The following is a 26123-nucleotide window of genomic DNA, read 5'->3' as shown; positions in this document are numbered from 1 at the left end:
CAGGCCAGCACATTCCTGAAGGAGGATGTGGTGCGTAGTGCGCTTTCGGAGCTTACGCTTTAACAATGATTTGGGCATGTCTTCCAAGTTAAAAATGTCATGCAATTCCAACGGTCGAAATGCTGTGGGCACTCGTTAATGCATTTCCAAGGTAATACATCATGCAGCACACACGCGCCTTTCCCCATGCGGCTACACGCCGACCTTGAAGGGGCGGTGCGTGACGCTCACATGCTGACTCAAGGCTAGCGCTCCACTGCCAGCCAAACTTCTGCCCAATAGTTATCGAAACACCAGCACCGGGATTTTTGTGTGGGTCAGAACCTTTTGGGTCTCACTACCCATCAATAATGCGCGCAAACCGCGTCGACCGTGCGAAGCCTGGAAGATCACGTCGCACCGCTGTTCTTGCGCTACATTGATGATTTCCTCGTACGGGTGCTCATTCACCCGATGCAACAATGCGTATTCCACGCCCGCTTCAGAAGCAGCATCCTTAAGCACTTTCAAATTACGCAATGCTAGTGCTTCAGAATCTTCCTCGTAACGATCAATGGAGTCGGCGAGCATGGCTCCGTCCATAGAGAAGTAATGGTAGGGCATGGTAACCGCCAATCCAGTAATTCTGGCATTGATTTCTTTGGCCAATTTAACACCATTGGTGATGGCCGCGTTCGATAAATCGGAGCCATCTGTGGGAATCAGAATGTGTTTAAACATGGCCATCTCCTCGGGGGTTACAAGCGGAAGTTCGTAAAACCGCGCGCACAATTCGCTGCATAGGGCGCAAGAAGGTCACCAGACTTCCGATATGGCAGCCTCTGGATCGCCTGGCGCAACCTGTAGACCAATGGCGTTCAGCGATGGCAAATTATCGGCACAAATCAGTTCATTTACAAATGGAGCGCAACGCCTACTGTAGGATCATTTTTATGACATGACCACGTGCCCGTCATAAACTGCCGACCGACAAGCGGAAAGCCAACTAATACGTTGTGCTGCATGGACAGTCTGAGCTCAACCGTGTTTGTGCAACAGCGCCCGAATTACGCTCAGACTAACGAGTGGATTTGAATGTGCCTCTTGTACCTTTTCCAAATCAGCCGCCGCAAGCCGCAAGCCACCCAATAGCTCTTCATAAGCAGCGCCCCTTCGCAGGGTCCTGATCAAGGATGCTGCATTCCGCAATTCCTCTTTAGAGAACATGCTTTGCACATCCGTATCTTGCAGCGGGTCTTCATGAGGGTTCTCAGACTCCCCTTTTTGTAAAAGCCCGGCCCATATGTTGTCAAAGATTATCTTCTTGGATTCTTCCATGGCGAACTGATAGCCTCCATTAGTGGCCCATGCCGCTGAGCTGTCGTGGCTGGCGCGCTGTACAGCTGCGATTGGCGAGTTGCTCTCTATTTTGTGCGCAATCTGACATAGCCTTTACCTGCTTTCACATGTAGCTGGATGGCAAATTCAGTAGTGTTTCCAATACCTTCCCTTGCAGTAATCGACTCAAGAACAGGGGTCGTTCAGCGTATAGTAATCGGATTGGTGCAGATTGCGCCAGCGCCTAGCCGATATTTAGGACGCACAGACTAGCGAAACTGATAACCTGAATGATTGACATGCAGCGTTATGTTGGTTTAGTTGACTCTGCATTTTAATTCGAAAGAATCTCGGTTTTGGGGCAAATAATAGATAGCCAGGTAGCGGCGCGTGAATCGCCCCGGGGGCGATTCAGAGACTCAAAGGTTTTCCCCTACTTCAGAAACGACATATGACCGTGCCGGATTCTCGCATGTCGCTCCCGATTTCGAAGCGACGGTACAACTTCGTTTACATTCTCCCAGCAGCGAAGGGCTGGTTGCAGTCGTTGCAGCCGCAAGTCAACGCCCCGCGAGGCGGACATTGAGTTTATGGAGTGCCAATGGAGCCTTGGTGGGTAGGCAACTGACGCTAAGGCAGCTTTACCGCTTCAATATCGGCTTTAACACCAAATCCTAGTGTTTTGACAAAGGAAACGTGGTGCCCACGCGTGGTAATGTTGTCATCATGCACGGCGAGTCCAACGCTGTAGATTCTTCCTGCTTTGAGCGTCTTGTCATCTGCATTTGTTAGCCCCAGCGGTCGAATGATGACCACAGTCCACATGCCGTCCTTCCAATTGGCGATGGCATTGTTGTCCGCCGCCGACCCCATGGCATCCTCTCGGCTGAGAACGTAGTCTGGAATCATGTCACCTTCCTTCCATTTGATATTGGAATCGAACGGAAGTGCGTTCTTTTCACGGATGAGAAAGTGGTCAGCCTTGTACAACTGGTCTGCGGTGATGGACTTGTAACCCACCTTTTTTTCGTCCCACATGTATCTGGGCGTATGCGTTTTTGGGTCTGCGTTGCTGGCAAACATGTCTTTTCCTGCGTCAGATAGACGCCACTCCAGAACATACCCGTCGTCAGCCATGCCGACACCGTTGCTTCGGTGTGCGCGCCATTGAATGAGATCCACGAATTGTTGTTCTGCTTTGAGTTTTACCAACTCCTCCACTGTCTTACCGGTCTTCCAATCTAACGGATCGGTACGGCTCACCGGAAGGTACTTACGTACGTCGCTTTTGCCGATAGCCGCCATAAGCGGATTGGCGGCGACCTCGTCCTTGGTGAATGGGTGTCTGCTGTCGCGTTGCCCGTCGTGACAGGTAAGCCAGCAACCCTGCGCAGCAAAGTCCGGAACCTTTCCGTCGTCAATCATGATGGCGAGACGATCTTCGTAAATGCCAGGTTGCAGTCCATCCTGAACCACCTTATCCAGCTTGGGATAGCCATAAACCTTCCACTCTTTGCCATCAAAACGCAGGTATTGGTGCTCAGTGCCAGGGTATGGGTTCTTTGTCTTCCATTGAAACCGCAAGTAGGCATTCTTATCGTCAAATGCAGCTTGAGCTTTGAGGTCAACGGAGCCATTTTTACCAATCACTGGCGTCGGCTCCAAGTCACCACCCTTGACAAGTTTTGCACCGAACTCTTGTTCAGCGTCAGACTCATCGTGGCAGTATGCGCAGGCGACACCTTTTGTGGCTTTAACGTTGCCACCGTGAGCCTTGCTACGCGTCCATTCATAGGTCGTTTGCCCTGGATAAAAGAGAGTAATCGTCGCTGTAGGAATCTTAGTCCAGTCAATACTGGTAGGTTCCGCCGCAAAAGCAAACCCCGCAAGTATCATTGCCACACCAAGTGATGCAGGCATCAATTTCAAAACCTTCATCTCAAATCTCCAAAAATTGGCAAGTGAAATCACGACGAGATTGAATACCTGCATTAGCTTGGCACGACCAACCCAATGGTCTACTTTGGTACGTCACCTGGTTCCGACTTAACGGTGTAATCAATACCAATGTCTGCGGGAGTCTTCATTTTGACCACCTTGATGAAACCGTAATCCATTTTCTTATGGCAACCGTTGCAATCAGCAATTGCCTTGGTGTATGCAGCGTCAAAGCCTTCAAAGTCCTTGGCCATTATTTTGTCGTTTACATTGGCAAACTTCTCTTCGTAGAACTTTTTCCAGATGGCGTACTCATCTGGTTTGGTGAGCTTGGCGGGGTTCAATGAACCATTCATGTACTTTGACATGTATGCAGCGAGAGCCCAGTTTCCGTCCTTGGCAGCGAACCATATATTTTGAAAACGATCACCAACCTCACGCATCGGGATGGCAAATTTTGGAATGGCCGCCTTGAGTGCGTCCAGTTGAGCCTGGGTATCCGCATCTGCCGCCATGGATGGCGCACTGCCGATCGATAGAAAAACACCCAGCAGTGTTGCAGCAACTACTTTCTTCGACATTTCAATTCTCCAAATAATATTGGGGTCTGCCCAATGCAGTGGTTCAAGCATATGAAAGCAACCTTGCTTCTTGTGGGAAGCAGACCAAAAGTTGCATTTGACCGGCAGCAACGCTGCCAATCAATTTGGTTATACGCTTGGCGAGTTAGAAGATGTTGACCGAGATCAAATGCATGCGTGCAGCCGCACCAGCCATATCGTAGGTTGATAGACCACAAGCCTTTTCAAAGCGATACGGTCATGCGAGGTCATTGACTTAAAAAGTCAAGCTGTTGTCAGCTTTGAACAGTCGAACGATTACGACGCCGTACTAGAACTGCCAGCATCGCCAGCTTACTACCATGCTTAAAAGGAACTTCCTCGTTGCAAAGGTTCGCTGAAACGGCTACCGATTGACTAGATATTTTGCATTGAGTATGTCTTAAAAAATTGTGAATACCGTTCGAGTGACGGCTATCGCGTCCTAGCCGAATTCTGACAAGGACTGACTGCAGTCGTATAGCATTTCAATTTGGCTAGCCAATACTGACATCCGCCAATTTCACTCCGTAACTACTGAATGGGTAGGTGAAGTGCCGTACGTATGGCGCCGATGGGTACGTTGCAGATGCAGGCTGAGCAAGATCAAAAGGAAATCGATTCCAAGCGAGCCAACGTAGACCGGTACGAACGATTGCTGCTGTTCTCGCAAGAGGCCACCAAGCAAGTTTCCCAGCATGGAGCCGAGCCCCAGCATGACATTACTGGCAGCAAAAACTGCTGTTGCCTTGTTGGCGTCAAAGGACAAACTGACAAACGCGGGAACCAGTCCAAAAATGGCATTAAACGACAAACCGAAGAGGCCGGCGCCGATCAGCACCTCCCAGATGTACGCATGGTCAAGGAACAGCATGGTGCTGATTCCCAGCAGAACGTAAGTTAGATTCAAGGACCTTGCAACTGTGATCCGGTCCGCCAGCGCTCCCATGGCGAATCCGCCAAACATCCCCACAAAGCCAATGGTGGACCATATCCAACCAGCGGCTTGAACAGTGTATCCAATCTCCTCGCGCAGGAAAGCGACTAGGTAGTTCATTGTCGGCATACATGCGATGCCATTCAAAAACATTAGCAAGACCACAGTGATCGCCAGTGGGTCGCGAACCGCTGCTGCCCAACCAAAGTCGCCATCCGCTCGCGCGTGACTGGCATCCCCGGCCCCTAGAACTTTCTGTCCAACCTGCAGACGCAGGAGGCCCCAGACCAACAAAAGGGAGGTCACTGCGGCCGAAAACGTCCAAACGGATTTCCATCCACCGGTCGGGAGCAATATTGGAGTGCTGAGTCCATTGAAGAACAGACCATAGGCCGTCCCGGAAGAGATAAGGCCCAACACTTTGCCTTGATGCCGCTCGGTGATTCCAGCTTGTACGACGGCCACCATTGGCACCCATACCGTGGCGGCAGCGCAACCAGCCATCACCATGAGAATGGCGATATGAAACACATTGGCAACCCAAGGCATGAGGCCAAGGCATGCACAACAAGCGAAAACAGAGACAAGAATGAGGCGAACCCCTCCCACGGCGCGAACCAGTCGCGCACTGGCAAATGCACCCACAAGAAAGCCAATTTGCGCCACACCAGTGATCCAACCGATCTCGGCATAACTCAGGAAAAGTGCGACTCGCATTTCCGGTAGCAGCGTCGAAAAGAGGTACACGCCAAAGCCATAGGTCGCGGCGATGAAACTGGTCAAAAGAATGGTCAACTCGACCGGGCCGGTTCTACTTGATTTTGGGCGTTGTAATTTCATGAATGGACGGTCCGTTTGCAACGACCCCTATCATGCCGCCCTCATCTCTCGGAGTCCAATGAAAACGCGGCACCCGATTGATACCTATATGGCATCAATCGCCAAACTCCGCACGCAACATCTACAACCCAAGAACGCCGGTGCAACGATGCGAAGACGGCCACTTCCTTTGGGTCAGTTCAGAGTACTTGAACTTTCGATCTACCGCACAGAAATTGGCCGTGACGCAGAGTGCAGTGAGCAGGCAGATTTAATGTCTAGAGGAGGAAGTTGGCGTCTCGCTGTTTGTGAGGCTCACCTGAGTTGTTGGGCTAACCCGCGCTGCTACACTATTTCTGCGTGCCGTCGTCCCCTCACTGGAACGGGTTGAATCCTCAGTGCGTCTGATCCGTGACCATGTGGGCATCGCTTGCAAGAATGTGGTTAGCATCAGTGCCAAAATTCAGAGAGTCGCGTTGCAAGAGCTCTTCCTTGCTCGTGACCGAGTTCCAGGTGGCCATCCTGTGTCTGCAGTGCATTCATTTACCGACCAAGCTACAAATACGCCAAAACAGGGGGGGACGCTCATGGGTCAACAGCCCTACAACATGCACCAGCATGCGTTCGATTTCGAGGAAAGGACGCAGAGCGGACAATGGACGAAAAGTCGCGTCTCATGCCCACAATAGACACCATCAACTGGCATTTTTGCAAGAGAACCATGAAGCTGGCCAGCGCAAGCCTGGCCAGCGATCGGCGTAAATGGGCTATGTCAATAAAGCGTTGCCAAAACGATCCCCAGCGGCAGACGCATCAATTGGATTCACAATGCGGAGGAACGTGGCGACGTTTTGAATACTTCCCAAGGAGTCAGGATACGCTTATCAGGCTAAACGTCTCCCATGGGCCGAGTGCTCTGGCATCGGTGTGGATAGGCTTTTGATTTGCCCCTTCTCCCCACCCTCCGCCGTTTACTGCCGTTAGGTAATAGCCCGCAGTAGTACAAATCGCATATGTCCCATCTGCTTGCTGCTCGAAGATGAGCCTTTCCCATGAGTCGACCCAAGTCGCATCGGTATGCAGCGGACTGCTGGCGTCATTGGCCCCCCCCATGCCACCACCGTTGACGGCCGTGACGTAGTTGCCATTGCTGGTGCGCAATGCAAATGTTCGCGACTGCGCATCAATGGGAACCAAGACGAACTTTTCCCAGGGACCTACGGTGCGGCTATCTGTCTGAATAGCCACATTGCCACCGCCAAGGCCACCATTGTTGACCACGGTCAGCGTGTGACCGTTAACCGTCCTGATAGCCACGACAGGTTCAAACGGAAAGGGGTCGGGACCGGGCGTGGGATTTGGTCCCGGTTCCGGCTGTTCTGGCGGTAGGTTGCAGATTTGAATGGCGCTTGCGGAATCCGAGAGCAGAAAGCCGAATGTGGCCAGCAGGATCACGATTTCGGCGACAAACGCCATGCCGTCGGTGGCCAAGGCCGCAACGATAGTTGCAACTCCGGTAATTCCGTAAAGAACCATCTCCCACCATTTGAGGCTATCAGTGAAGGCCTCAAAAACTGCGCCCAGGCACCCCCCTGAATAAATGGTTTTTAGTATTTCGAAAACGCCCCACGCAATTTCTGAGGTGGTGGCGCCTTGGGCAGCTAGCCTAGCAATGATGATTTCTATTTTCGACAGCACTGGCGCCACGGCATTCGCCATCGCTTGAACAGTGCTGCCGCTGACTCCCGCACGCAGCCCGACCGCCCCAACTGCCAAGCAAACAACGTCGAATACCACATACCCAACCGCCAATTGACATCCGGAGATCGCTGCGGCTGCCGCTACGGACCGCTGTTGGAACTTTATTTTGCTCCAGTCAACGGTCATCCCGGCCGTGTTCTTTAGCACTTCATCGAGCGTCAGTGCCTGAATTCTCGGATTGTTGGGATATAGGTTCTTGAAATCATCCAGTTTATTTTCGGTCAAGTTTGTCATCAGAAGCTCCATGTGAGTTGATCTATGCTTTTCCGAACGACGCTCCGTTTCTGACGGATGAAATTGCTGTTTTTATAAGCAAATGATATTCCCATCTGCATACTAAAGACTAGCACGCAGCACTCAATCCGAGGAACGATTCCATGCCTTCTTTGGAACATGACTTGTGCTTCGTTGGAACGAATGCGCAGACACTTGAAAATCATCATGACCTGTTCCCCTGTATACAAATTAAATTTCGTAACGCTGTAGCTTTTAGGAAAGTGGCCTTCTCTTTGAAAATAGGTAAGTCATTGCCGTAAAGCTAATGTCGAAGAGACTCTTGACTTGATCATCTAGGCATCGAACTGGAGCTTCAATGGAGGGGGAAATGCTCTTGAATTGTTGTGTTGGCTTTGACGTTGCTAATGATCAATAAATACGTTTGCGCAGAACGCTTTGAAGGGAATTCGCACGTTATTCGTGGGGCTTCAAATACAACTACTAAGAACATATGCGCGACGGACGTTTTGTTCGCTACGCAATTGATTGTCGAGTTCGAATCAACCATCATGTGTTCTATCGCCAGAGCGCAGATGACTACGAGAATAATTCATGAGCCCATTTCACCAATCTGGTACCGGCGAACTTCAATCTACTTAAAGGAATGGCGTCCGATATCTGGAAGATTTATTTCATGATTGCCGCCAGAGCCACCGTAGGGATCATCGAGACAGCATGTGCAAAGGCTAGTTTCACGTGGCCCTGGTTGATTTGCAATACACGTTGACGCCGCCTGCAGAGGTTGTCAGCAGGGAACCACTGTCGTATCAACGGTCGTCTTGCACCACTACTGCAAAAGTCCTTCGCCTAACATGGAGTGCATGCCCTATGACCGGTCCAAAGCAAGAAAGCCACACTGCCCACGCAGTGCCACCGGCAGACCCGGTGCATGGAGTAGTCAGGCAACCTACATGCTCCGGCCAACGTGTTCTACCAGAAAGTCAATCAGGACTCGGCATTTGGGCGCCAGGAAACGATTGGGTGGGTAGAGAACGTGTGCAGTTCCGTGATAGTTGGCTTCAAGCTCCCACTCGGGAAGGATCCGCAATACGGTCCCCTTTTGCAACACATCTCTGGCCACGAAGTCTGGAACACATCCCAATCCAATGCCTCTGAGAACGGCCTCCAGCCGCATCTCGCTGTGATTGGCTACGTAGCGGCCCTTGACCACCACGTCCTCAACCTCCTTGCCCCTCTTAAATCGCCACCAGTTGTCCCTGTCCCGCTCGCCAATGTAGAGGCAGTTAATCCCCACCAGGTCTTTGGGATTCTTGATGGGATGGTTGTTCTTGAGAAATTTGGGGGAAGCGCACAGGATGTGCTCGACCTTCATAAGTGGTCGCGAGGCCAAATTCAAGGGTGGAACTTTGGTCAGTTGGACTACCAGATCAACCCCTTCCTGAATGGGATCAACCGATTTGTCAGTAACGATTAGTTGGACATCAACGTCAGGATACTTGTCCAGGAAATCAAGTATCGCGGGGTGCAGAATATGCTTTGCAAAGGCTTTCGGAGCGGTGAGCCGCACCATGCCTTGCGGTCGCTCCATGAATTTCGCCGTCACCTGCATGGCACCTTGGGCTGCTTCCACGAGCTCGCTGCATTTGTGGAAGGCCTCCATACCCACATCGGTGAGCTGCAATTGACGGGTAGTACGCCGAATCAATTGCGCCCCTAGTACCTTCTCGAGCCGGGTCACCTGTTTACTTACCGCCGAGGGGGAAACGTGCAAAAAGCGTGCGGCAGCCGAGAAGCTGCCTGACTCCGCTACGCGAACAAAGGTCACCATTTCAGGCAACACGCCCAAGAATTCATTATTTCCCATTAAGAAACACTCCCTTTGCAGCAATACCTGTCATCAATATACCTGCGAAGAAGGAGCATTGCCGCTTCGTGAAACTTTGTGCCAAACAAGGCAATACCGGAAAATCATTGGGAAGTCAACCTGTATGGCGTAGCGCTGTCACTCAACCGACAAACTTTGTTAACTGCAACCAGCCTGGTCCTGCCTTTCACCATGTGGCAGTCGCTGATGCAGCGACAACGCGTCATTGGCTCAAGTCCAATGGCTGACTGGGGGTTCCCTCGTTTTCAGTGCAATAAGTGACGGTACGCAAAGCTAGCACTGGCGCGGGGGTGGTCTGGGTAGATCGTTGATTTCATTGACTTTCCTGTTCACTTTGCAAACGGGTATCGTGACCGCCCACTAATGGGGTTCACGACGCAGGGCTTGCACACAACGTTTTTGGGGATGTGTGAGCTCCCCCGCGATATCAGCGACTTCGAGATGAAGGCGTTTTTCACCTTCGATGGTGCCGAGCGCGACGCAATCAATGCACGCCGAGACGATTCCCACAAGCTTGGTCTGGCGCTGCATATTGGTTTCCTGCGCATGAGTGGGCGTTTGCTCGGTGCCTTTCGTGTAATTCCAGTAGCCTTGTGGCGCCACCTTGGCAACGAGCTTGGCATTGCAGCACCAGAAGTCGCCTCGCTGAGAGCCATGTATGAACGCGGGCGCACGCTATTCGATCACCAACAAATAGCCTGCACGGCCCTTGGTTTCCAGTGGATGAGCGAGCACCAGCGCCGCTCACTGGAACGTGAACTGCGCGACGACGTGGCTCGCTGCGCCGACCGCGATCAGCTGCTTGTGCGCACGCGGCAATGGCTGTACAGGAACAAGCTGGTGATCGTTCACGAGCGTGCCATCAGAACTCTGATTACCAGCGCACTCACCCAGCTCGAAGTAGAAACAGGTGCTGCCATCTCCGCCAGCATCGATCCTGCACTCCTTGATCGATGGCGAACGAAGGTGGCAGAGCTACGTCCTGATGGCCAAACTCAGCAGAGTTGGCTATGGGCTGCACCGGCCAAGCACTCAACCCGCCAAATCAACGAGGTACTCGAACGTATTGATTTGCTCTCCGACTGTTATGTTAACTAGCTCCCATGCATCAACTGCAGTACAAATACGAGAGTCGCGCTGCGGTCATCTTCAGGCGCTAGGCAGTAACAAGACCCACTACGTGCGAGAGCACCGCCCTACGAGTTCACGGGAAACAGAATCCGTGACCACCAAGAGTGACATGAAAAGCGATCAGTACTTGCTATCAAGAATGGGGGCAATTGTCGCGGCAGTCTTGCGAAAGACCACTTCTCCGGTGGGCACGTGCACTACTCGAATTTCTTTACCGAAAGGCAATGTGTAGCTCTTTGCAACCATTACCACCGCCATCGATCGGTCAGCAATGTACATGGCAATGTTGTTGATGCCGGTCACCTGAGGCCCAACTATAGGGTGGGTGCTTTTAATCCGGTAGCTCATTGTTGTCATCCCTGTTTGTTTTGAAGTCGGCAGGAAGCCTATTGAACACTTCGTCCCCCACAACGTGTACACCAGTCGTGCACGACTGCTGTAGCAGTCGTACAGAAGGTCTGTACAAGTCGTAGCGTCGAAAATCTCCCACAACACGTGCACGACTGATGTAGAAGTTGTGTAGACGTCGTACACAACGTCTGTACACGTCGTGGCAATTCTCAACTCACCACAACGTGTGTACGACTGCTACAGCAGTCGTACACAACTTGTACACAGCGTCTGTACACGTTCTGGGTAAATATTAATCTCTGAGGCCAATAAAAATGCATTGGCAATGTGATGACAAATCACCACTTTGGCTTCAAACCACGTGTTCTGTTTTGAATGGTTGCCAAAAATGGACTGGTGAAGCGTGCCAGACCTGGCTGAATCGACGATAAGTTAAGTATAGAACCGTTCTCCAGGGAAACTTTTTTCTCACTTTTGGACCTCCGGGTTTGACCACGGAAATGATACGCAATTGGCAAAATCTACTGTTCTCAAAAATGTGAATTCAATAGAGAGGCGACTTTTCTGCAAGCAACCATGCGGGTTTCCGGCTGATTTTCAAGATTGTGAAAGATTAGCAGAACTCTTGAAAATCATTGACGCTAGCAAATTACTTTGATAGAGTAAGGCTTCATTTCCACGCTGTGGACTATTCCCCTCAGGGGACCGTTTGCCATAGGCCCTTCATGGGCAGCCTTGGCGAAAGGCACCGGGATCCGTGCCATACCATCAGCAGGTCTGCGGTCGTTTTGAACGAGCAGCTTGCTTACACCAGTCATCGTTCCGCCAAAGTCGCTTTGGTGGTTATGACTTGCCTAGGGTGAAAAATGCACACCCTAACCCGTCACGCGCACAGTTGCGAATTGGCGCTCTAGCTATGCCTTTGTGCCTCTGGTCAGTCTTCCCAGTTCTGCGCACGGGTTGCGCACGCCCAGCTTTTCTTTTTCGTGGCACCTCTGTTAGTACGTCTGTGCGGCCTTTGTGTCGCCCAGCTTGAACGCTTAGGACTACCCGACGAAAAGCACAAAGCGCCTAAACGAGCCGTTCATCCCGAGGTGGGTGGTGTTTGGATGGGGCAAAGTCCATTGGATTCCTGGTAGCAGGGAATCGTTCAGGGCATATGGAAACTATTTGAGACTTGGGTTAGCCGAAAGGCCGCCAATGGGATATGGGCAGAAATGTTCACTCCAATTTCTCTTTTACAACTTAAGAAACACGCTTTCCCTGATGCATTGAAAAATGGGTCTTGATTTAGGAGTCTTTGTAATGGTAACTTTTGATTCAGTTGGTAGATTAGGGCCATGGTTCGCCTGTTATTTCTGTTTGCTGGTTTTGAACAACTAAGCAGGCGGCTTCTTGACATGTTTGCCTCCGCCACGGACTCAACCAGCAACTATCTGAGAGCTGATCGGACGAAATTGACGTGAATTTGACTTTTGCGGGGTTGACTAAAGTACCTGAGCAGGCCGACGGATCAGCGTTCCATCTTGCTTTCTCAATATCCAGGTGGCCGTTAGCGCCGTGGCGTCATTTGCCTGCTTCATCGTCAAATTGAACTTTGCCGGATTGTCCCGTTCAGCAGGGTTCAAACCAAGCATGGAGGTTACTGTCTTTTTCTGAAAGCTCATACAAACTGTGGCTTGATCTGCGTTGTATTTGCTTATCGTCATTTCATAGCTGCACGTATTGAGATCAAAACTGTTCCCCACAAAGAGCATTGGAAAAGTTCTACTTACTCCTCCCAGACTTATCTCTAGTGCGATGCGATTTCCTTCTAGATACTTATGTACACGCGCGGCAAAAGGGCGACTTGCGCTCGTTCCGTTTTCGCGCGGCGACATGTAGATGAGACCTTTTCTCGAAGCCTCTTCTGACTGAATAGGCCACAGATATTCATAGCGCCTGAGCACCTCGTAAATCGATTTGGTATCTGCGTCCCAACCCACCTGCACAACGGCAGTGACGCCATTCGACGTGCTCTCCACCCACATGATTTTGGCGTTCACGGGAGCCATCAAAATGCGCTCCAGAACACCGGTGTCGATTTCCTCTTTAACAGCGGCCCATGCTGTGTCCTCTTTCTCTGCCAGTTCCAGCAGTGCCCCGGCACGAAAAGTTTGCCCCACCCGCTCCACGTTCGAGGCAAGGCTTTCCAGGATCACCGCTTGGCGCTTGAGCAGGTCTGCCGTTGTTGTAGGTGAAGCTTGCTGCCCCAACAGCTTTGTGACGTCAGCAAGGGAGCGCCGTAGCGTCTGGTTGTCGGCCGCCAACTGGCGGATTTTCTCAACCTTATTCCCATCTTCGCGCATAGCGGCAGCCCGACGGTCCAATTCAGAGGTATCTACCGTCACCATCCCGGTGACCACCAGACGCATGCTTCCGTCCTGCTGCAGCCGCACCTCGTCCTTGACACTATCTATCTGGACCAGCGAAACCCCCACGGTGCGAATCTCTTCTGTGAGCTTTTGACCGTCGGAAATCATGGTGGACTCCACGATCTGGCCCACTTTTTGAGACGCACGGGCACGCATCTCATCCAGGGCGGCCGCACGCACAGTCATGCGTGTGTCGCGCTCACCTAGGATCAGCTCCACTGACATGGGTTCTTGCCAAGTGGCTGCCGATGTCACCAACACCATCCCACTCAGGCACGCTGCAATCCACAGTCGAATCATCATCATCTGGGTCTCTCCACTACTTTGACACACCAAAGGTCCCGCGCGATGCCGCCGGCTGAGTCCTCAAGAACTACTTCCATGGCGCTTACTACACCCAGGCTAATTTCCCGAATTTGCTCTTCAAACCGACCGTTTTGCAACGACTGCGTCCCAGAAATCTCCACTCCTTCACGCCACTGCACCAGTAAGCGCGCCGCGCCGGCCATGGCCAAGCGCCTACTGGTGTGGGCATTGGAGGTTTTTGGTCCACAGTAGGTGCTGTAAAGAAGGCCACCTTCACGGGAGACACGTACATCCGACTCGGTCAGATGAGCGGAAACTTCCGCACCGTTCGCAGCGAGCCCACTGGCGCAGAGTGCGATGGCGGCCACACGCGCCCTGCCCGTCAGTTTCATGGGCATAGGTAGCAACCCACGTCAGGGCTGCGCCTGGCCACCGGCAGGCTCCACTTCCACTGGCGCAACCTGGCTGCGCGCCACAGGTGCCCCTTTCAGGCTGACGGCTGCATCATTAGCGACGGTTTTTCCTTCTAGCTTCCCACCCACTTGCGCCGTCATGTCCGCGTGTGATGCCACTTCCGATTGCCGCAAAGCCTGCTGATCGCGCTGCTCCTGTGCACGCTCGGCTGCGCGCTCCTTGAGCCGACGCTCCAAATCGTCAAAGGCCTTTTGCACTGTCACATCTACCGCCTCTGCCCGCTGCTCCTGCAGAACCCGGTTGAACTGTGCAAACGGGAGCTTTAGCAGCACCCAGGAATGGAACGTGCCTTGAATGGATTTGGCTTCTTGCTTGACGACTTCAAAGCCCACTACCGGCACGCGCGAAACCAACTTGTCGATTAATTGGGTGTATTGATTGGAGAGGCTCTGGTCATTTCGCTCCTGGGTGAAGCTGCGCTCACTGCCAGAGAGCTCCTGGCGGTACTGCTTGGCCAAGCCAAACTCCGCATCCAGCATCGCCTTCTTTTGGGCAACGCTCAGGGACTGGGACTCGGCAGCACCCACGGCATAGAAGCCCCCCGAATCCGGCTTGGGTGGCTGCAGTGCCCAAGACGGAATTCCTTCAATGAACGCTTCGTTTTGGACTTGGCGCTTCTCAGCCTTGGCGGCATCAGCCTTGGCCCGCAATTCCTCAGCCTTTAGCTGGTCGCGTTGAAGGCTTTCTGCAGTGGGCTTGGACGCGCAGCCCATCAGCATGGCTGCGCTGAGCGCTGACAGGGCAAGATGTTTCGTTTTCATAAAGGGCTCCTTTGAATTGATCGCTTGGTTTGAATTGAAAGCACAGCACATGAAGCTCGCGCGCGTCACCGAGGCTCTTTGGGTTTCGTGCGCCGCTCGTGGTAGCGGTGGTCTTGGGTGATGATGCGCACCAGGTCATCGACAAGCAACTGGTGTCCCGCGCCCAAGATGCGGTGAACGAGACTGCCGGGATCGAAATCCCTCAGCCTTGCAATGGCATGCACCGTGGGGCTCTGGAGTACTCCCAACTCGGATTGGTCGTGCGAGAGCACCACGGCCCGCAGCACGGAGCGAACCGGGGTTCTTTCGGCCAGGAAGCCTTGCAAGCGACTTGCCGCTGCATTGACCTGGGCACTGGGTCCCCTGCCCTTCTTGTCCGTTATGGGGAGATTGCGCTCAACGACATTGCCGTATTTGTCACTCTTGTCTCTCCACCAACGATCCCCCTCGCAATGCACCTTGCCATTGACATACTTGACCTCGATGGCAACCACCCCGTCCGGGCCAACGAGCAGCAGGTCAATTTCACCGGCAGGATTCCTGTAACCCGAGATAGCCACCCATTCATCACCAAGTTGCCGAGCAAGTGCATCCAGCGCGCGCTGCTCGCCATCACCACCCGCGTTCCAGACGACTTCGTCGCGGCCCGCAGCCGCTATGACCGGAGCCTTAAGGGGCGCAGAGAAGCGCATCACCATGCGCGCAACGATGCTTGCCAGCCAGGCGAAGTAGCGTCCTTCCTTGAAGTACTGCCGTGATGTCGCGATCAGGGCCTGACTGCGCCCTGCCCTGTGTGCCAGTGCTGACTCATAGGTCCCAAGGGCGCGCGCATAGTCTGCCTGGCGTTTGCTGGCCGCAGCGGTGGCCTGGTCGTGGGTGTGGTCCGATAAAACGAGTGTTCTCATGAAAAATGTGGCGGTGAGTGAATAAGGTGGTAAACAGGATTTACTGGGCAGGGGCAATGGAGGGGCACATCGCGTCTGAAGGTTCAGAAGACCCTTGCAAAGGCGCTTGGCTGTCCAGCACCGCCAAAGCCATGCGCCCTGATAGACGATGGGACTGGTACAGGGAGATAGCTGCATGCAGTGCAGAGTCAGTGACTGCGACTGAAATTCGCAAGACAGTTGCAGCCAGTTCTGGGCGCTCCTTCAATACGCCGCTTGTTGCCACATGCGCAACCGCGCCATCCCGCGCAATCCAGCAAAGAAAGTCCATGCAATCCTCGGGCGATAGACTTTTATCCTGCGCAGTCACCCAGGCACGTAGAGGGCCACCTTCCATTTGGAGTTGGTGCTGCAGAAAATAGTCTTCCAGTCTGCGGACAAATGCATCCGCCTCACTGGACGTGATACCGCGCCGGCCCTTGATCTGAAAGTAGAAGCCCGCATCACCGTGCCCATCGGTCTGGGAGTCCGATTGCCGCTGTGGCGACGCCTTGTGTGGACGGCCCTGCGGATGCGGGCGCAGTCGCTTTGTTTTGGTAGGGTTCATTGGTCTTTGCTCTTGGCAGTCCTTGGAAATGGGCGGACGGCTGGATCACAAGGTAGACCTTTACCCACGGTGCCTAAGCGCGTTTTATCCAGGTAAGCACAAAACGTTGGGAAAAGTGAGAGCGAAGATGCGCTATGGGCACTCGCGCCCGAGTCAAGAGGACAAAAAGCTTTCATTAAGCGAGCGAAGTAGGGTACGCCCAACTGCGTGCCGATACGCCAAAAACGTGCGTGCTCCCCCATTGTGCGGCCTCCCTCCTAGTTCCCATATCCATGTTTTAAGGAAACCGCGTGACGCGATGCATGCGAGTCAAGCCGCGTCCGTTGCCTCCATACACCTTCAATTCGTCGCATTTCTTGATTTTTAAATGTGTGAATTAGTGTGTGTATGAATTAGTGTACATCAGCCAATATCGGCAGATGGCCATGTCCTTGCAGCAGATTTTCGGTAACCGCGTGCGTGAACTGCGTACAGCGCGCGGCTTTACACAAGAAGATCTAGCCGAGAAGAGCGGTTTCTTTCGGACCTACATCAGCCGCGTCGAGACGGGTGAAGCTAACCCGACACTGACCATGATCCACGCGCTGGCTGGAAGTCTTCGGGTGGATGTGACCGATTTGTTCGACACCGGGCCCATGCCTGACCTCCCGGTGAAGAAAACCCGACTGTCACGTGGGCGGGTGGTCAAGTAAGCGGCCTCCCGCGTGCCGGCAGCAGATTGATTGACGTTAAGCGTCGCCAGGGTCCACGATCTGAAGCTTGAACTCAAACCCCTCGAATGTCATGAGCATGCGGCCAAACTCCTCCCAGGACACCTCGCGCCCATCGATCACCAGCATGGGGGCACGGTTGCCAAACAGCTCTGATTCCTCTGACAGGTCCGCCTCAATCTGCCCTTGAACGTTCATATCTCTGATCTGTAGGCCAAACTCTCCGTCTTTGAGGTATTTGCTGGCCAGGGCGTCACGGATCTTCTGAACCATGTGTGCAAGTTGCGTGTACCTGTCTTCGCCGGGATCACCAATCAACCGAAACTGGTAACCACCAGGTGTGCCGTCCCTTAGTTCAAAGGCATCTAGCGTCACCATGGGTCCCAACAGTCGCGTCTGAAAATGGAAGGTATGACTGATGCCATCCGCATCGGTAATGGCTATCGGTTCGAGCTCCGTGTTGTCAAAAGCCTCGATGCCTGACCGACGGGCAATTTTTGCATTGAAACACTGTATGCACAGCAAAAGGGTACCGGACTCCACCGCAAAATGGGTGAGCACATGGCTGGGAGCGGACTTGCCACAGCGCTCACAGGAATTGATGTTCGTGTTCATGGGGCTTCCTCGAAGCGAGACATGTTAAGGGCCATTCCTTCGGCAAGACTTGCTGCTGCGAATGTGGCACCGCCCGCATCAGGTGCCAGTTTGACCCCTTGCTCTCTTAATTGGCTTGGATGACAAACGCATCAGGATCACACCGTGCCTTTTTGCTTGGGTCAGGTATTCGTCCTCTCCGACTTGCGCCACACAGAGTGGATCGAAATCACCCAAAACACTATGGGCTATACGCTCCAACTCTTGTTGGAATGACCAGAGTGTCTCGCTGTTCAGGATGGGCGCGCGCAACTCCAGGCCAAGCTTTGGTGCCACCATCATGGTACGCACCGTGTCGCCATTGCTGTTGATAAACACCTGCAAGTGTGCGCCGTCGGCCCTCAAGGCGATCAGCATGTCTTTAAGACGCAAGGATCGCAGACCCATCACACCAAATGCATAACCACGATGCAGGTAGTGCGCACCATGCCCTTCGGCCTCGGCCCGCAGATCCGGGTTCAAAAAGATTGCATCGGCATACTCAATGCTTGCACTGGTATGGTCGTTCCAAACCTCGGCATGAACCTGAATGTTCAGGTCGTCCAAACGGCCAGATCGCATCGGATCAGCGACCTCGACTCCCAAAAGAAACACCTGTCGCCATGGCGCATCGGCTTGGGCATAGAGCTGGCAGAATTTAGGGCCGCCCACCTGGCTTTTGGAGTACCCTGCCAATTGGATCAAATGTCCACATAGATCTCTGGGAGGCAGCGCAAAGAGGGATCGGTGGTCATAGAAGCGGGAATCGAAGACCACCTTGCGAGCTTTCAGGACGTCCTGTATGTTCTGGGCCAGTTCCTTGAGTGCTTGGCTGTCTGCGCGGTCCAAGGCAAAGGGCTTTTTGGACTTGGAATGCATGCGAACGGACAGCGGCAGCACGACGGCCGACAGCACCCGTGAGTCCGCCTGCCCGTCTTCGCCTTGGCCCCCTTCCACTTCAAAGTGCTCGCTGCAATAGCGAACGATAGCCAGCAGACGTTGCGCGGTGGCTTCATCTTCGATTTGGCCAAGGGCTGCGGCGGTCATATCCATGCCCTTGCCGTGAAGTAGCTCCTGGCCCACTGCATGGCGCGCCCGGCTCAAGGCCGCAGTGTTACTGCCAGCAGAATCCTGAAGCGTCTCCATGTCCAGAATCAGCTGGTTGACCTGTCGATCGAAAAGGTTGCTCATGGACACAATAAATCTCCCTGCATGAATGTTGTAGTTTGTTGGATCTGCAATCGCATTTGTAAATGCGCATTAGGTGAATACTCGGGCAAGGAAGGCCAGCACCTGGCTCCAAGCAGAGGACTTTTTTGTATCCAGATGCACAGCATCTGATTCAGATGGTGTGTTTAGAACGGAGCGAATGTCCAACGCCGCCAAGTCAATGAAGCGCTTGCGGTCATCTAGGAATCCCAGTTGGCAAGCTTCCACGCGCGGGTTTTCACCGCCATTACAGCGGGTGTACTTGCAACCCGGTGTCAACCCAATGAACCGTTTGATCTGCTCCTGGTGGTCGGGAAGTACCCAATGGTGCACTGGGCTAATGATGTAGATGGGGTTCGCATTCCAGTCCTCCACCTGATAACCCAGAGACTCAATGAATTGATTGAGTTCCAGGCAGTTCGCGCGCAAGGTGTGCGGTGGCACCGAGTGGAGGAAAACGGCCTGGTAACCTGGGCTAATGAGGATCTGAAAACCTGGCGGTGGTGCGGTGGGCATAGTGGTTCTTCATTGCATAGGGATGGCGCCTTGAAGGGCCTTTGGGCGGTCACTCAGAAAGTACCAAGTTCACACAGCAAGCTAAGTGCAACCGGACTCACCAGTCTTCCCGGTGATCGGCGCCATGGAGTGTGGTGGTCCCTCTTTTCTGACGCGGGCCGGTGACACGTGTCCACGACACAGCCGCGAACTGAATCGCTGGCTGCCCCGTTCGCCCATGGGTCGGCGCGCAATCACCACGGTCTGTTCTCGCATCTAAAAGCAGATGCGCTGACCGGCGCGCCAACGTGACCAATTCAATGCGGGAGGAAGGACAAGCATGGTGTCCTTTCCCTTTTCTCGCAAGGCTACTTGATAGGTCTGGCAGGTGCGTGCCTTAAAAAACTGAATGCTGCACGGGCGTGGTATGCGCTCCCTCTGCATGCGCGTGATCTTCGGCTGCTTGAAGGGGGCCAGATGGAAGCATGAACGCCTGCGCTGCGCAGACTTGCTACTAACTGAACTGTGGGGCATGTTATGACTCCTGTGGATGTTGATTCAGGAATCGTGCAATTCTTTCAATGCCGCCTAAGCGCATTTCGCGCTTGCAAAAGCGTTGCAAACTTCAAAACCTCAATCATCCACTTCACTGGTCAAAATCATTCGCGGCTGGAGGCCACATCGGCGTTGTTGGGCCTTATGCTGCCGATCTACATTTCACTGTTTGTGATCAAGAGTGATTGGGATTGGGACAGAATTTGCATCTTTGAGAGCGAACAGAGTCTTATAGGCATAGGATCCAGTTTCCTCGCAGTCACGGGCATCGAAACAGGCACACACCTGTGCCGACCGCGCACGCCAAGTTGTAATCAATGTGGCCGCAGAAGTCACAATGTCGCCCATCAACGGCCATGCTTTGGAGATCAACCCGCTCCAGAGAGAACATCATTTCGGAGCCAATGCTTTGGCCGAAAATTCGGACATGTTGGCGTAACAGGTGTTGATTCCAAGTGAAGGCTGGGCCGTTCCGAAATGATTTCCAGCTTCAACTGAACCAACATTTAGTCAAGTAATTCATCTTGATGCAAAAGGGGATTTTGGTCTGGACGCATCAAAGACCTAACATTTGCTTTTGCAGCTTCACCCGCGCCATGGACATCCAACAAAGACTGGCACTCTTGAAGTCGTCTCAATATGGTTTGATGCTCCTGATCAACAAAATTCCTTGACTGTTGGAGGACGTGTTGACGGTAATCCCTGGTTCCAAGCACACGATTGACCAAGACAATACCTTTAAACCATTCCTCCATCCCAGCTCGTATGCGACATGCGTCAAGCGGGGGCTGCCAATGGTAGCCAACCCAGACTGCCTTCGTATCCCACTCCACACAAATCCAAAGTGGCGCAATATTGATGGAGCCAACAATTTGCACATTCCCATATGTCCGCAACGCTCCATTTGCAAACGTATTTTTCATGGAGTAAAGCGAAGTATGGCTATCGACCATGTCTTCATAACTGACACAATATCCTTTGGATTTTGTCGCTTCATTTCTTTGCATAGTTATTTCCTTTAGCTAAAGGTATGAGCTTATTCAAAAATACCAAATTCGACAAATCTCGCCGAGTTCGTTGCGCAACCATCGCTTCAGCAACGTCGCTCTAGTTGAACGGACCTTGCAGACACAAATCGCGCCACACGGCAGCGCTTGGGCTCAGTGTGATTGACTTCATTCTTGAATTTGAACACGCCACTTTTTCATGGAATACTGAGGCAGCAGGTCAGCCAAATTTTTTAGACGTTGTCATTTATCACCAACCAGGAGCCGACAATCTTTGGGTCACGCTGTCCGATTACAAAGTGGTCAGAAAAATTGATTTACGGGATATCGAAAACTGCCGTGGGACACTCCATCGCTCTTCTATGCTTTGCAGAAGCCGCTTCGCCAAGCCTAGTAATGTCTATGCCACCGCGTCCTAACATCGACTAAGAGCTTGCTCATAAGCTCGCCGCTGAGCCAGCCCGCGTCGAAGATGCACCGACCGAAGACTTCATCTTATGCTGGCATGATTCATCTACCTCAGCGCCTTTTTCCTTCGAACATGCCGGGGAGAATTCCCACTTGACGTCCATTGCTGCGGTTCAATAAATAGCATACGATCCTTCGCTCAGCGCATCGGACATCCGGTGGTAGGGTTCCGAATGGCGCATCAAAAAAGCGGAGGATTGATGACTGACTATTTTCGTGGAGCGTGGGCGAGGACCTTAGTCTCGAGACTTCGATGCTGGAAAGTTCTGCTTCTTTGGATTCACGTCTGCCTTGGCCGCTGCTGGCTGCCGGCCGTCGTCATATCAGTGGAATTCGGCATTCTTGCCTATGTCCCTCAGGCGAAGGAAGTATTGTTTGCACTGTTCGAACCTTTCGCAATATCGCAGACGCCGTTATTCTTTGACCCCGGCCGGACGCTTCCCACGCTTTCATTCCTTTGCGTCGGTTTCGCGCTGTCCACTACGCTGTGGTACATGGCACGATTGTTGAGCACGGTTGATCGACGTCAATCCGTCCAACCTCGGCTGACATCATTCGGCGATCGACGGATTTATCTTCGAGCTGTCGTTTGGGTGCCGCGATGGTTCGGCACCGGCTCGTTGATATTGTTGTCGGCCAGCACACTCACGGCGGGCATCTTCCCAGGCACGCAGTCGATGCTAGTGCCAATAGGCTGTGCAGTCTGTCCACTGACAATAGCCATCCTCGGACAGGTCTTGATTCGACGGGCGCCCCGACAGCGCATGTGGCTATTTTCCGTAGCGGCGTTCTGCCTTCCGGTGGGGGTCTGGTTGCTGCTAACTTTGGGTGCACGGATCGGCACCGGGCAAACCTTTGTGATCACTCTACTATTGAACCTTTTACCAGCTCTGCTTCACCTGGGACTCATCTTTCGCCGAGCCCTACTGCGAGGCGTTTTCGGAGGTTCACGAAGACTACACCCAGCCGCATCTCGTGATCTCAACGACGTCAGTGGTCGCCTGCTGTCAATCGCGATCTGTACGGCCGGATTACTGTTTTTTGTGACTCTTACACCTCAGCTTCATTTACTGTCTTCGCCGGATGTGGTGCTTCTCTTTCTCGGAGCCTGTGCAACAGTGGGCACTTTGATTTCGCTCTGGTTCGCTCGAGTGGTACGCTGGACGCCCAGTATCGGCTGGGTAGCTGTATTTCTAGTGACCGCCGCCGTAATATTGGGCGTCGCCGATGAGTCCCTGGGATTGGAGCGATTGGATCCGCCGACCATGACGCCCTTCGCACCGGAAGCAGAGGCAGAGAGAAGTCCGCTATCCGATCGGGATGTCATTCTCAATGCCCATGGTGGTGGCCTGCGAGCAGCCTACTACACTGCTTCAGTGCTGGCCCGCGTAGACGAACTATCCTGCGGCAAGTTCGGGCAACGGCTCTCGACAGCAAGCGGCGTCTCAGGCGGATCATTTGGCATCGCGACCTACCTCATGATCCGCCAGTATCGCCTTATCCAAGGCGCCTGGACGGATTGCAGCCCCAGTGTGCTGAATTCAACTGTTACTTCCCAGAGTCTAGTCGACAGGGTGCTATTGAATGATTTTTTATCACCGGTGCTTGCAAACCTCTTTTCTGTCGATCTTCTACCGGTCCAGGCCCGCCGCGGCCAGGCTCTGTTGGATGGATGGCAGCGTGCAATAGTCGATACTCTGGGCAAAAGCGGGACTACATTCGCATCCCCGCTGTCAAGCTTGGGGCAGTCATTGGACGCCAACGGCATGAATCACCCTGGGCCTACCGTCCTTCTCAACTCCACCGTTGTTTCAACCGGAAGACGAATGGAATTTAATAACCATAAAGCTGACGCCTGTGGTCATTTAACAAGCATCGGAGAGGCGGTTCTCCACAGTGCGAGATTTCCGGTCATCAGCCCCGCCGGGTCCTGTCAGACAGCAAGTGGGCCCATTCAACTGGTCGATGGTGGCTACTACGACAACAGTGGTGCGGAAGCCTTGACCGAATATGTCCCGAATGTGCCGGACACGAAATGGCTGAACATCAATGGGAATCCACCAGAAGATGAATGCGCCTCACTGGATGGCTTGCCTTCATCGCCCAAACTGTCTGCAATCGCGGCATTGCTGGCGTCGCGCAAAGGGCACGCATCCGAAGCCGAAGATCGACTGAAAGATCTGGTCAAAAAATCGGGGGGAAGTGAACCTGTAATGCTAACTCTCAGCCTCGATGAGGCCTTCAACAGAACCATTCTGGACCGACAACAGCGCTGCGCTTTTGTACGGACGCTGCGTTCTGCGCCCCTGGGTTGGTACATGACTCGTACTACCGCTGAAGCTATGAACACCCCCATACTCTCTGCCGCGTCCAAGGTGTGTCAGGCACTTTCCCCCCTCTGCGGTAGCGCAAAGCAATGACGGCGCGCTATCCAGAGCGCTGTGCTCATTCTCAACATAGGTGCAAGGTCAATCGTGGCCACTGACGCCAGTGCTACTGTCCGGGGACTATGAGCAGTGCAGGTGGCTGATTCAACCGGTTGATGCAACACATTCGCTGAATATCTCAGCGGGCGTATGAAAGCCGGGCGTCTTTCGCGGCCTCCCGTTCAATTGTCTCGCAATCGCGTTGAGCTGCGGAAAGTCCTTCTGGGGCTGCAGTACCTATCCTGACTTCATAGGAACCCGACCTGCCAAATAAGACGCCCGAAAACTCCCATGTCCTGGAGTTGGAGCTCTACAAACGCGGGCAAGCTTCTAACTGGAAGTCCCGCCTGGCGGCCCTGGAGGATGCCCGTTTTGCACTTTCTGTCGACGGGAGGAAACTGTATGCAATGGAATGGACGCTCCCAGCTCTAGCGGCATCGAATTGTGAATGCGAGGGACTTCCCACTTTCCGGTAACGGCATCGAATGCCAAGACTGAATTGTGAAAGTCAATCTGAAACGCTCTTCAAGAGTTGGCCGCCCTGCTCTGGAACGAACATCCGCGCTATCACCGTGGAACCGAGGGCGGTAGGTTCCTGCGGGCCGTCGTCGATGCCGTCTGTTGGCACTGATTGGACCGCTATGTCCAAATATCGATCTCGGCTCAATCACAAATGGATTCTTCAACAGTGCGACATCGGCGGATTGATGCAGCCGCAGACAATCGTTCAGGTTGCTCACCGGAAAGAATTTTGTGCCCGCAAGCCAGTTACCGGGAAAGTTTTGCTCCCGAAGTTGGATTTGAGCAAACGCCAGCCTATACGACGAATCTATGCCTAATTTCAATTTCGGGTCACGGTTGTGGCGGTTGGTCACGAAGTACTCATCACTGTTGTTCTTGACCCAGAACCCCGTTCCAGAAACAATTTTTGGACTATTTCCGATGTCATCGCAGAATTCCATAACAATCCGATAAACAGCAAGGAACACACCCGGATTAATCCCGCTCAGACGGTCCTCCCTCTGCCTACCTTTTCCTGCTGAGCGAAATGCGCTCGTGCTTCAGGCCAAATCCTCGACCGGCCGGCGCATGTAATACGGAATCCGAACGGCTCACGCCAGCCGTACACCGTGTTTCGGCAAAATTTCCTGCGTGACAACGAAACGGTGCTCCTTGATGGCATCATGAAATTTTCTGTAGTCAGAATCTTCAAAAGCAGCAGACCATTGCGGCTTGGTCTCGCCATCCCCATTGTCGGAAATGCCCGTGGCTGCGAACTTCCATGAATTGATCCCTTTGGCAACGTAAGCGGGGATTTCTTCTGCGACACCTGAGACTTTTCCCGCAGCAATTGACCGCATGAATACATCCAACCTCTTATCGCCGTCATGATCACGATTGCTGGCCAACAGATCTTGCAAAGCAGCCTTGGCTTCAGGTGGCAAACCACGCTCAGTGTCATATTGCCGATTGCCATTCAAGAAACCTTGAACCGCCTTGCATGCCATGTCAGCGGCCTGCACAAAATCTGGCAAATTGTCGCGTTGAATTTCCATCAGATGCCCATTCCGGTACTTCCACGTCGCCCAAGGCATATCAGGAAAATGCAGTGCGCCACCATGCCCCAGACCTGAAATCACATCCAAACCGACTGCCTCAACGTTGTGCACGGTGTCCGCCAGCATATCCGTGAGCTTGTTCAACCAAGTGGTGTGGTCGTGATGGTCTCCTTCCAAAAACAACACGGTGTTGTGCTTGCTTTCGGTTCCGCAAAAACCTTGGTGTGCCCAGGTATCAACGTAGACATGGAGAGAGACACCCAGGCGATGCAAAGCGTTGTTTGCCTTTCGCCCATCAATGGCGCGCCTCACCATTTCCCGCGCAATCTCGCTGTCCGGTCGGCACACCGACTTTTCTTCCAGGGTATCGCCCTGCCCACCCGGCAGGAAATGAAACGGCGCCCAGATCACCCGATTCTCATCGTTCATCGCGTTCTTGTAATCGTACATGACGTGGGCACTTGCAAAACGTTCGAAGGTTTCTCCACCTTCAAAATGCAGGATTCCACGGGTTGTTGCGTCGTCCACATACTGACACGCATGGGCGACAGTCTGCGCTTGTTCGCGGCTCATTCCAGCCAACCGTGAGGTGACATAAATAACACCGTAGTGGAAATCAATGTTCATATTCTCCCTTTCA

Annotated in this window: 19 protein-coding genes and 1 pseudogene; 3 read left to right on the top strand and 17 right to left on the bottom strand. The window is 53.1% G+C overall.

Going from position 1 to position 26123, the window contains the following annotated elements; all coding sequences use genetic code 11:
* Nucleotides 1–282: 282 nt before the first annotated feature.
* From AAGF34_RS16225 to AAGF34_RS16195, 7 genes are all read right to left on the bottom strand, one after another.
* Nucleotides 283–720 (bottom strand): universal stress protein, encoded by a 438-nt coding sequence (locus AAGF34_RS16225; protein WP_342616758.1) that lies wholly within the window; start codon nt 718–720, stop codon nt 283–285.
* 297 nt (nt 721–1017) lie between these two features.
* Nucleotides 1018–1317, bottom strand: a complete 300-nt coding sequence (locus AAGF34_RS16220; protein ID WP_342616757.1) for a hypothetical protein — start codon at nt 1315–1317, stop codon at nt 1018–1020.
* Nucleotides 1318–1947: 630 nt separating this feature from the next.
* Complete coding sequence (locus AAGF34_RS16215) at nt 1948–3255, bottom strand: ethylbenzene dehydrogenase-related protein (protein WP_342616756.1); 1308 nt, start codon at nt 3253–3255, stop codon at nt 1948–1950.
* A gap of 80 nt (nt 3256–3335) precedes the next feature.
* On the bottom strand, nt 3336–3836 hold the full coding sequence (locus AAGF34_RS16210) for a hypothetical protein (RefSeq protein ID WP_342616755.1): 501 nt from the start codon (nt 3834–3836) through the stop codon (nt 3336–3338).
* Nucleotides 3837–4377: 541 nt separating this feature from the next.
* On the bottom strand, nt 4378–5631 hold the full coding sequence (locus AAGF34_RS16205; RefSeq protein ID WP_342616754.1) for an MFS transporter: 1254 nt from the start codon (nt 5629–5631) through the stop codon (nt 4378–4380).
* 849 nt (nt 5632–6480) lie between these two features.
* Nucleotides 6481–7605, bottom strand: a complete 1125-nt coding sequence (locus AAGF34_RS16200; protein WP_342616753.1) for a hypothetical protein — start codon at nt 7603–7605, stop codon at nt 6481–6483.
* A 949-nt stretch (nt 7606–8554) separates the two neighbouring features.
* Nucleotides 8555–9472, bottom strand: a complete 918-nt coding sequence (locus AAGF34_RS16195; protein WP_342616752.1) for a LysR family transcriptional regulator — start codon at nt 9470–9472, stop codon at nt 8555–8557.
* Nucleotides 9473–9856: 384 nt separating this feature from the next.
* Here AAGF34_RS16195 and AAGF34_RS16190 point away from each other — a divergent pair.
* Nucleotides 9857–10570 (top strand): annotated as a pseudogene (locus AAGF34_RS16190) (DUF4158 domain-containing protein); the annotation flags it as partial.
* A gap of 174 nt (nt 10571–10744) precedes the next feature.
* Here the strand turns inward: AAGF34_RS16190 and AAGF34_RS16185 are convergent.
* From AAGF34_RS16185 to AAGF34_RS16165, 5 genes are all read right to left on the bottom strand, one after another.
* On the bottom strand, nt 10745–10972 hold the full coding sequence (locus AAGF34_RS16185) for a hypothetical protein (RefSeq protein WP_342616751.1): 228 nt from the start codon (nt 10970–10972) through the stop codon (nt 10745–10747).
* 1490 nt (nt 10973–12462) lie between these two features.
* On the bottom strand, nt 12463–13695 hold the full coding sequence (locus tag AAGF34_RS16180; protein ID WP_342616750.1) for a hypothetical protein: 1233 nt from the start codon (nt 13693–13695) through the stop codon (nt 12463–12465).
* A gap of 413 nt (nt 13696–14108) precedes the next feature.
* Nucleotides 14109–14930 carry a hypothetical protein gene (locus tag AAGF34_RS16175; protein WP_342616749.1) on the bottom strand — a complete coding sequence of 274 codons (822 nt, stop codon included), beginning with the start codon at nt 14928–14930 and terminating at the stop codon, nt 14109–14111.
* Between the two features lie 65 nt (nt 14931–14995).
* Nucleotides 14996–15835 (bottom strand): nuclease-related domain-containing protein, encoded by an 840-nt coding sequence (locus tag AAGF34_RS16170; protein ID WP_342616748.1) that lies wholly within the window; start codon nt 15833–15835, stop codon nt 14996–14998.
* Nucleotides 15836–15875: 40 nt separating this feature from the next.
* A complete protein-coding gene (locus tag AAGF34_RS16165) occupies nt 15876–16421 on the bottom strand; it encodes a hypothetical protein (RefSeq protein WP_342616747.1) in 546 nt (181 codons plus the stop codon).
* Nucleotides 16422–16804: 383 nt separating this feature from the next.
* On the opposite strand from AAGF34_RS16165, the gene AAGF34_RS16160 reads away from it, so the two are divergent.
* Entirely contained in the window at nt 16805–17113 is a 309-nt protein-coding gene (locus AAGF34_RS16160) for a helix-turn-helix transcriptional regulator (RefSeq protein ID WP_342616746.1), read from the top strand.
* Nucleotides 17114–17149: 36 nt separating this feature from the next.
* Here the strand turns inward: AAGF34_RS16160 and AAGF34_RS16155 are convergent, their stop codons facing one another.
* The 4 genes from AAGF34_RS16155 to AAGF34_RS16140 form a co-directional block, all read right to left on the bottom strand.
* On the bottom strand, nt 17150–17746 hold the full coding sequence (locus AAGF34_RS16155; RefSeq protein ID WP_342616745.1) for a hypothetical protein: 597 nt from the start codon (nt 17744–17746) through the stop codon (nt 17150–17152).
* A 78-nt stretch (nt 17747–17824) separates the two neighbouring features.
* Complete coding sequence (locus AAGF34_RS16150; RefSeq protein WP_342616744.1) at nt 17825–18955, bottom strand: hypothetical protein; 1131 nt, start codon at nt 18953–18955, stop codon at nt 17825–17827.
* A gap of 69 nt (nt 18956–19024) precedes the next feature.
* Nucleotides 19025–19489, bottom strand: coding sequence for a hypothetical protein (locus AAGF34_RS16145; protein ID WP_342616743.1), 465 nt, complete (start codon nt 19487–19489; stop codon nt 19025–19027).
* Between the two features lie 1040 nt (nt 19490–20529).
* The gene (locus AAGF34_RS16140; RefSeq protein ID WP_342616742.1) at nt 20530–21030 is read right to left on the bottom strand and encodes a hypothetical protein; all 501 of its coding nucleotides are present in this window, start codon (nt 21028–21030) and stop codon (nt 20530–20532) included.
* Nucleotides 21031–21698: 668 nt separating this feature from the next.
* Between AAGF34_RS16140 and AAGF34_RS16135 the strand changes: the two genes are divergently transcribed.
* On the top strand, nt 21699–23918 hold the full coding sequence (locus AAGF34_RS16135) for a hypothetical protein (RefSeq protein ID WP_342616741.1): 2220 nt from the start codon (nt 21699–21701) through the stop codon (nt 23916–23918).
* 1118 nt (nt 23919–25036) lie between these two features.
* Here AAGF34_RS16135 and AAGF34_RS16130 read toward each other — a convergent pair.
* Nucleotides 25037–26110: a DUF6765 family protein gene (locus AAGF34_RS16130; RefSeq protein ID WP_342616740.1), complete on the bottom strand. Its 1074-nt coding sequence runs from the start codon at nt 26108–26110 to the stop codon at nt 25037–25039.
* Nucleotides 26111–26123: the final 13 nt, after the last annotated feature.

The sequence above is a fragment of the Rhodoferax sp. GW822-FHT02A01 genome, assembly GCF_038784515.1.
GTDB lineage: Bacteria > Pseudomonadota > Gammaproteobacteria > Burkholderiales > Burkholderiaceae_C > Allorhodoferax.
This window is presented reverse-complemented; position numbering and strand designations above follow the sequence as displayed.

What these genes read in the sequence shown, in the direction of transcription:
- AAGF34_RS16225 (WP_342616758.1), bottom strand. Translation starts at nt 720, where the DNA reads ATGTTTAAACACATTCTGATTCCCACAGATGGCTCCGATTTATCGAAC.
- AAGF34_RS16220 (WP_342616757.1), bottom strand. Translation starts at nt 1,317, where the DNA reads ATGGAAGAATCCAAGAAGATAATCTTTGACAACATATGGGCCGGGCTT.
- AAGF34_RS16215 (WP_342616756.1), bottom strand. Translation starts at nt 3,255, where the DNA reads ATGAAGGTTTTGAAATTGATGCCTGCATCACTTGGTGTGGCAATGATA.
- AAGF34_RS16210 (WP_342616755.1), bottom strand. Translation starts at nt 3,836, where the DNA reads ATGTCGAAGAAAGTAGTTGCTGCAACACTGCTGGGTGTTTTTCTATCG.
- AAGF34_RS16205 (WP_342616754.1), bottom strand. Translation starts at nt 5,631, where the DNA reads ATGAAATTACAACGCCCAAAATCAAGTAGAACCGGCCCGGTCGAGTTG.
- AAGF34_RS16200 (WP_342616753.1), bottom strand. Translation starts at nt 7,605, where the DNA reads ATGACAAACTTGACCGAAAATAAACTGGATGATTTCAAGAACCTATAT.
- AAGF34_RS16195 (WP_342616752.1), bottom strand. Translation starts at nt 9,472, where the DNA reads ATGGGAAATAATGAATTCTTGGGCGTGTTGCCTGAAATGGTGACCTTT.
- AAGF34_RS16185 (WP_342616751.1), bottom strand. Translation starts at nt 10,972, where the DNA reads ATGAGCTACCGGATTAAAAGCACCCACCCTATAGTTGGGCCTCAGGTG.
- AAGF34_RS16180 (WP_342616750.1), bottom strand. Translation starts at nt 13,695, where the DNA reads ATGATGATGATTCGACTGTGGATTGCAGCGTGCCTGAGTGGGATGGTG.
- AAGF34_RS16175 (WP_342616749.1), bottom strand. Translation starts at nt 14,930, where the DNA reads ATGAAAACGAAACATCTTGCCCTGTCAGCGCTCAGCGCAGCCATGCTG.
- AAGF34_RS16170 (WP_342616748.1), bottom strand. Translation starts at nt 15,835, where the DNA reads ATGAGAACACTCGTTTTATCGGACCACACCCACGACCAGGCCACCGCT.
- AAGF34_RS16165 (WP_342616747.1), bottom strand. Translation starts at nt 16,421, where the DNA reads ATGAACCCTACCAAAACAAAGCGACTGCGCCCGCATCCGCAGGGCCGT.
- AAGF34_RS16155 (WP_342616745.1), bottom strand. Translation starts at nt 17,746, where the DNA reads ATGAACACGAACATCAATTCCTGTGAGCGCTGTGGCAAGTCCGCTCCC.
- AAGF34_RS16150 (WP_342616744.1), bottom strand. Translation starts at nt 18,955, where the DNA reads ATGAGCAACCTTTTCGATCGACAGGTCAACCAGCTGATTCTGGACATG.
- AAGF34_RS16145 (WP_342616743.1), bottom strand. Translation starts at nt 19,489, where the DNA reads ATGCCCACCGCACCACCGCCAGGTTTTCAGATCCTCATTAGCCCAGGT.
- AAGF34_RS16140 (WP_342616742.1), bottom strand. Translation starts at nt 21,030, where the DNA reads ATGCAAAGAAATGAAGCGACAAAATCCAAAGGATATTGTGTCAGTTAT.
- AAGF34_RS16135 (WP_342616741.1), top strand. Translation starts at nt 21,699, where the DNA reads ATGACTGACTATTTTCGTGGAGCGTGGGCGAGGACCTTAGTCTCGAGA.
- AAGF34_RS16130 (WP_342616740.1), bottom strand. Translation starts at nt 26,110, where the DNA reads ATGAACATTGATTTCCACTACGGTGTTATTTATGTCACCTCACGGTTG.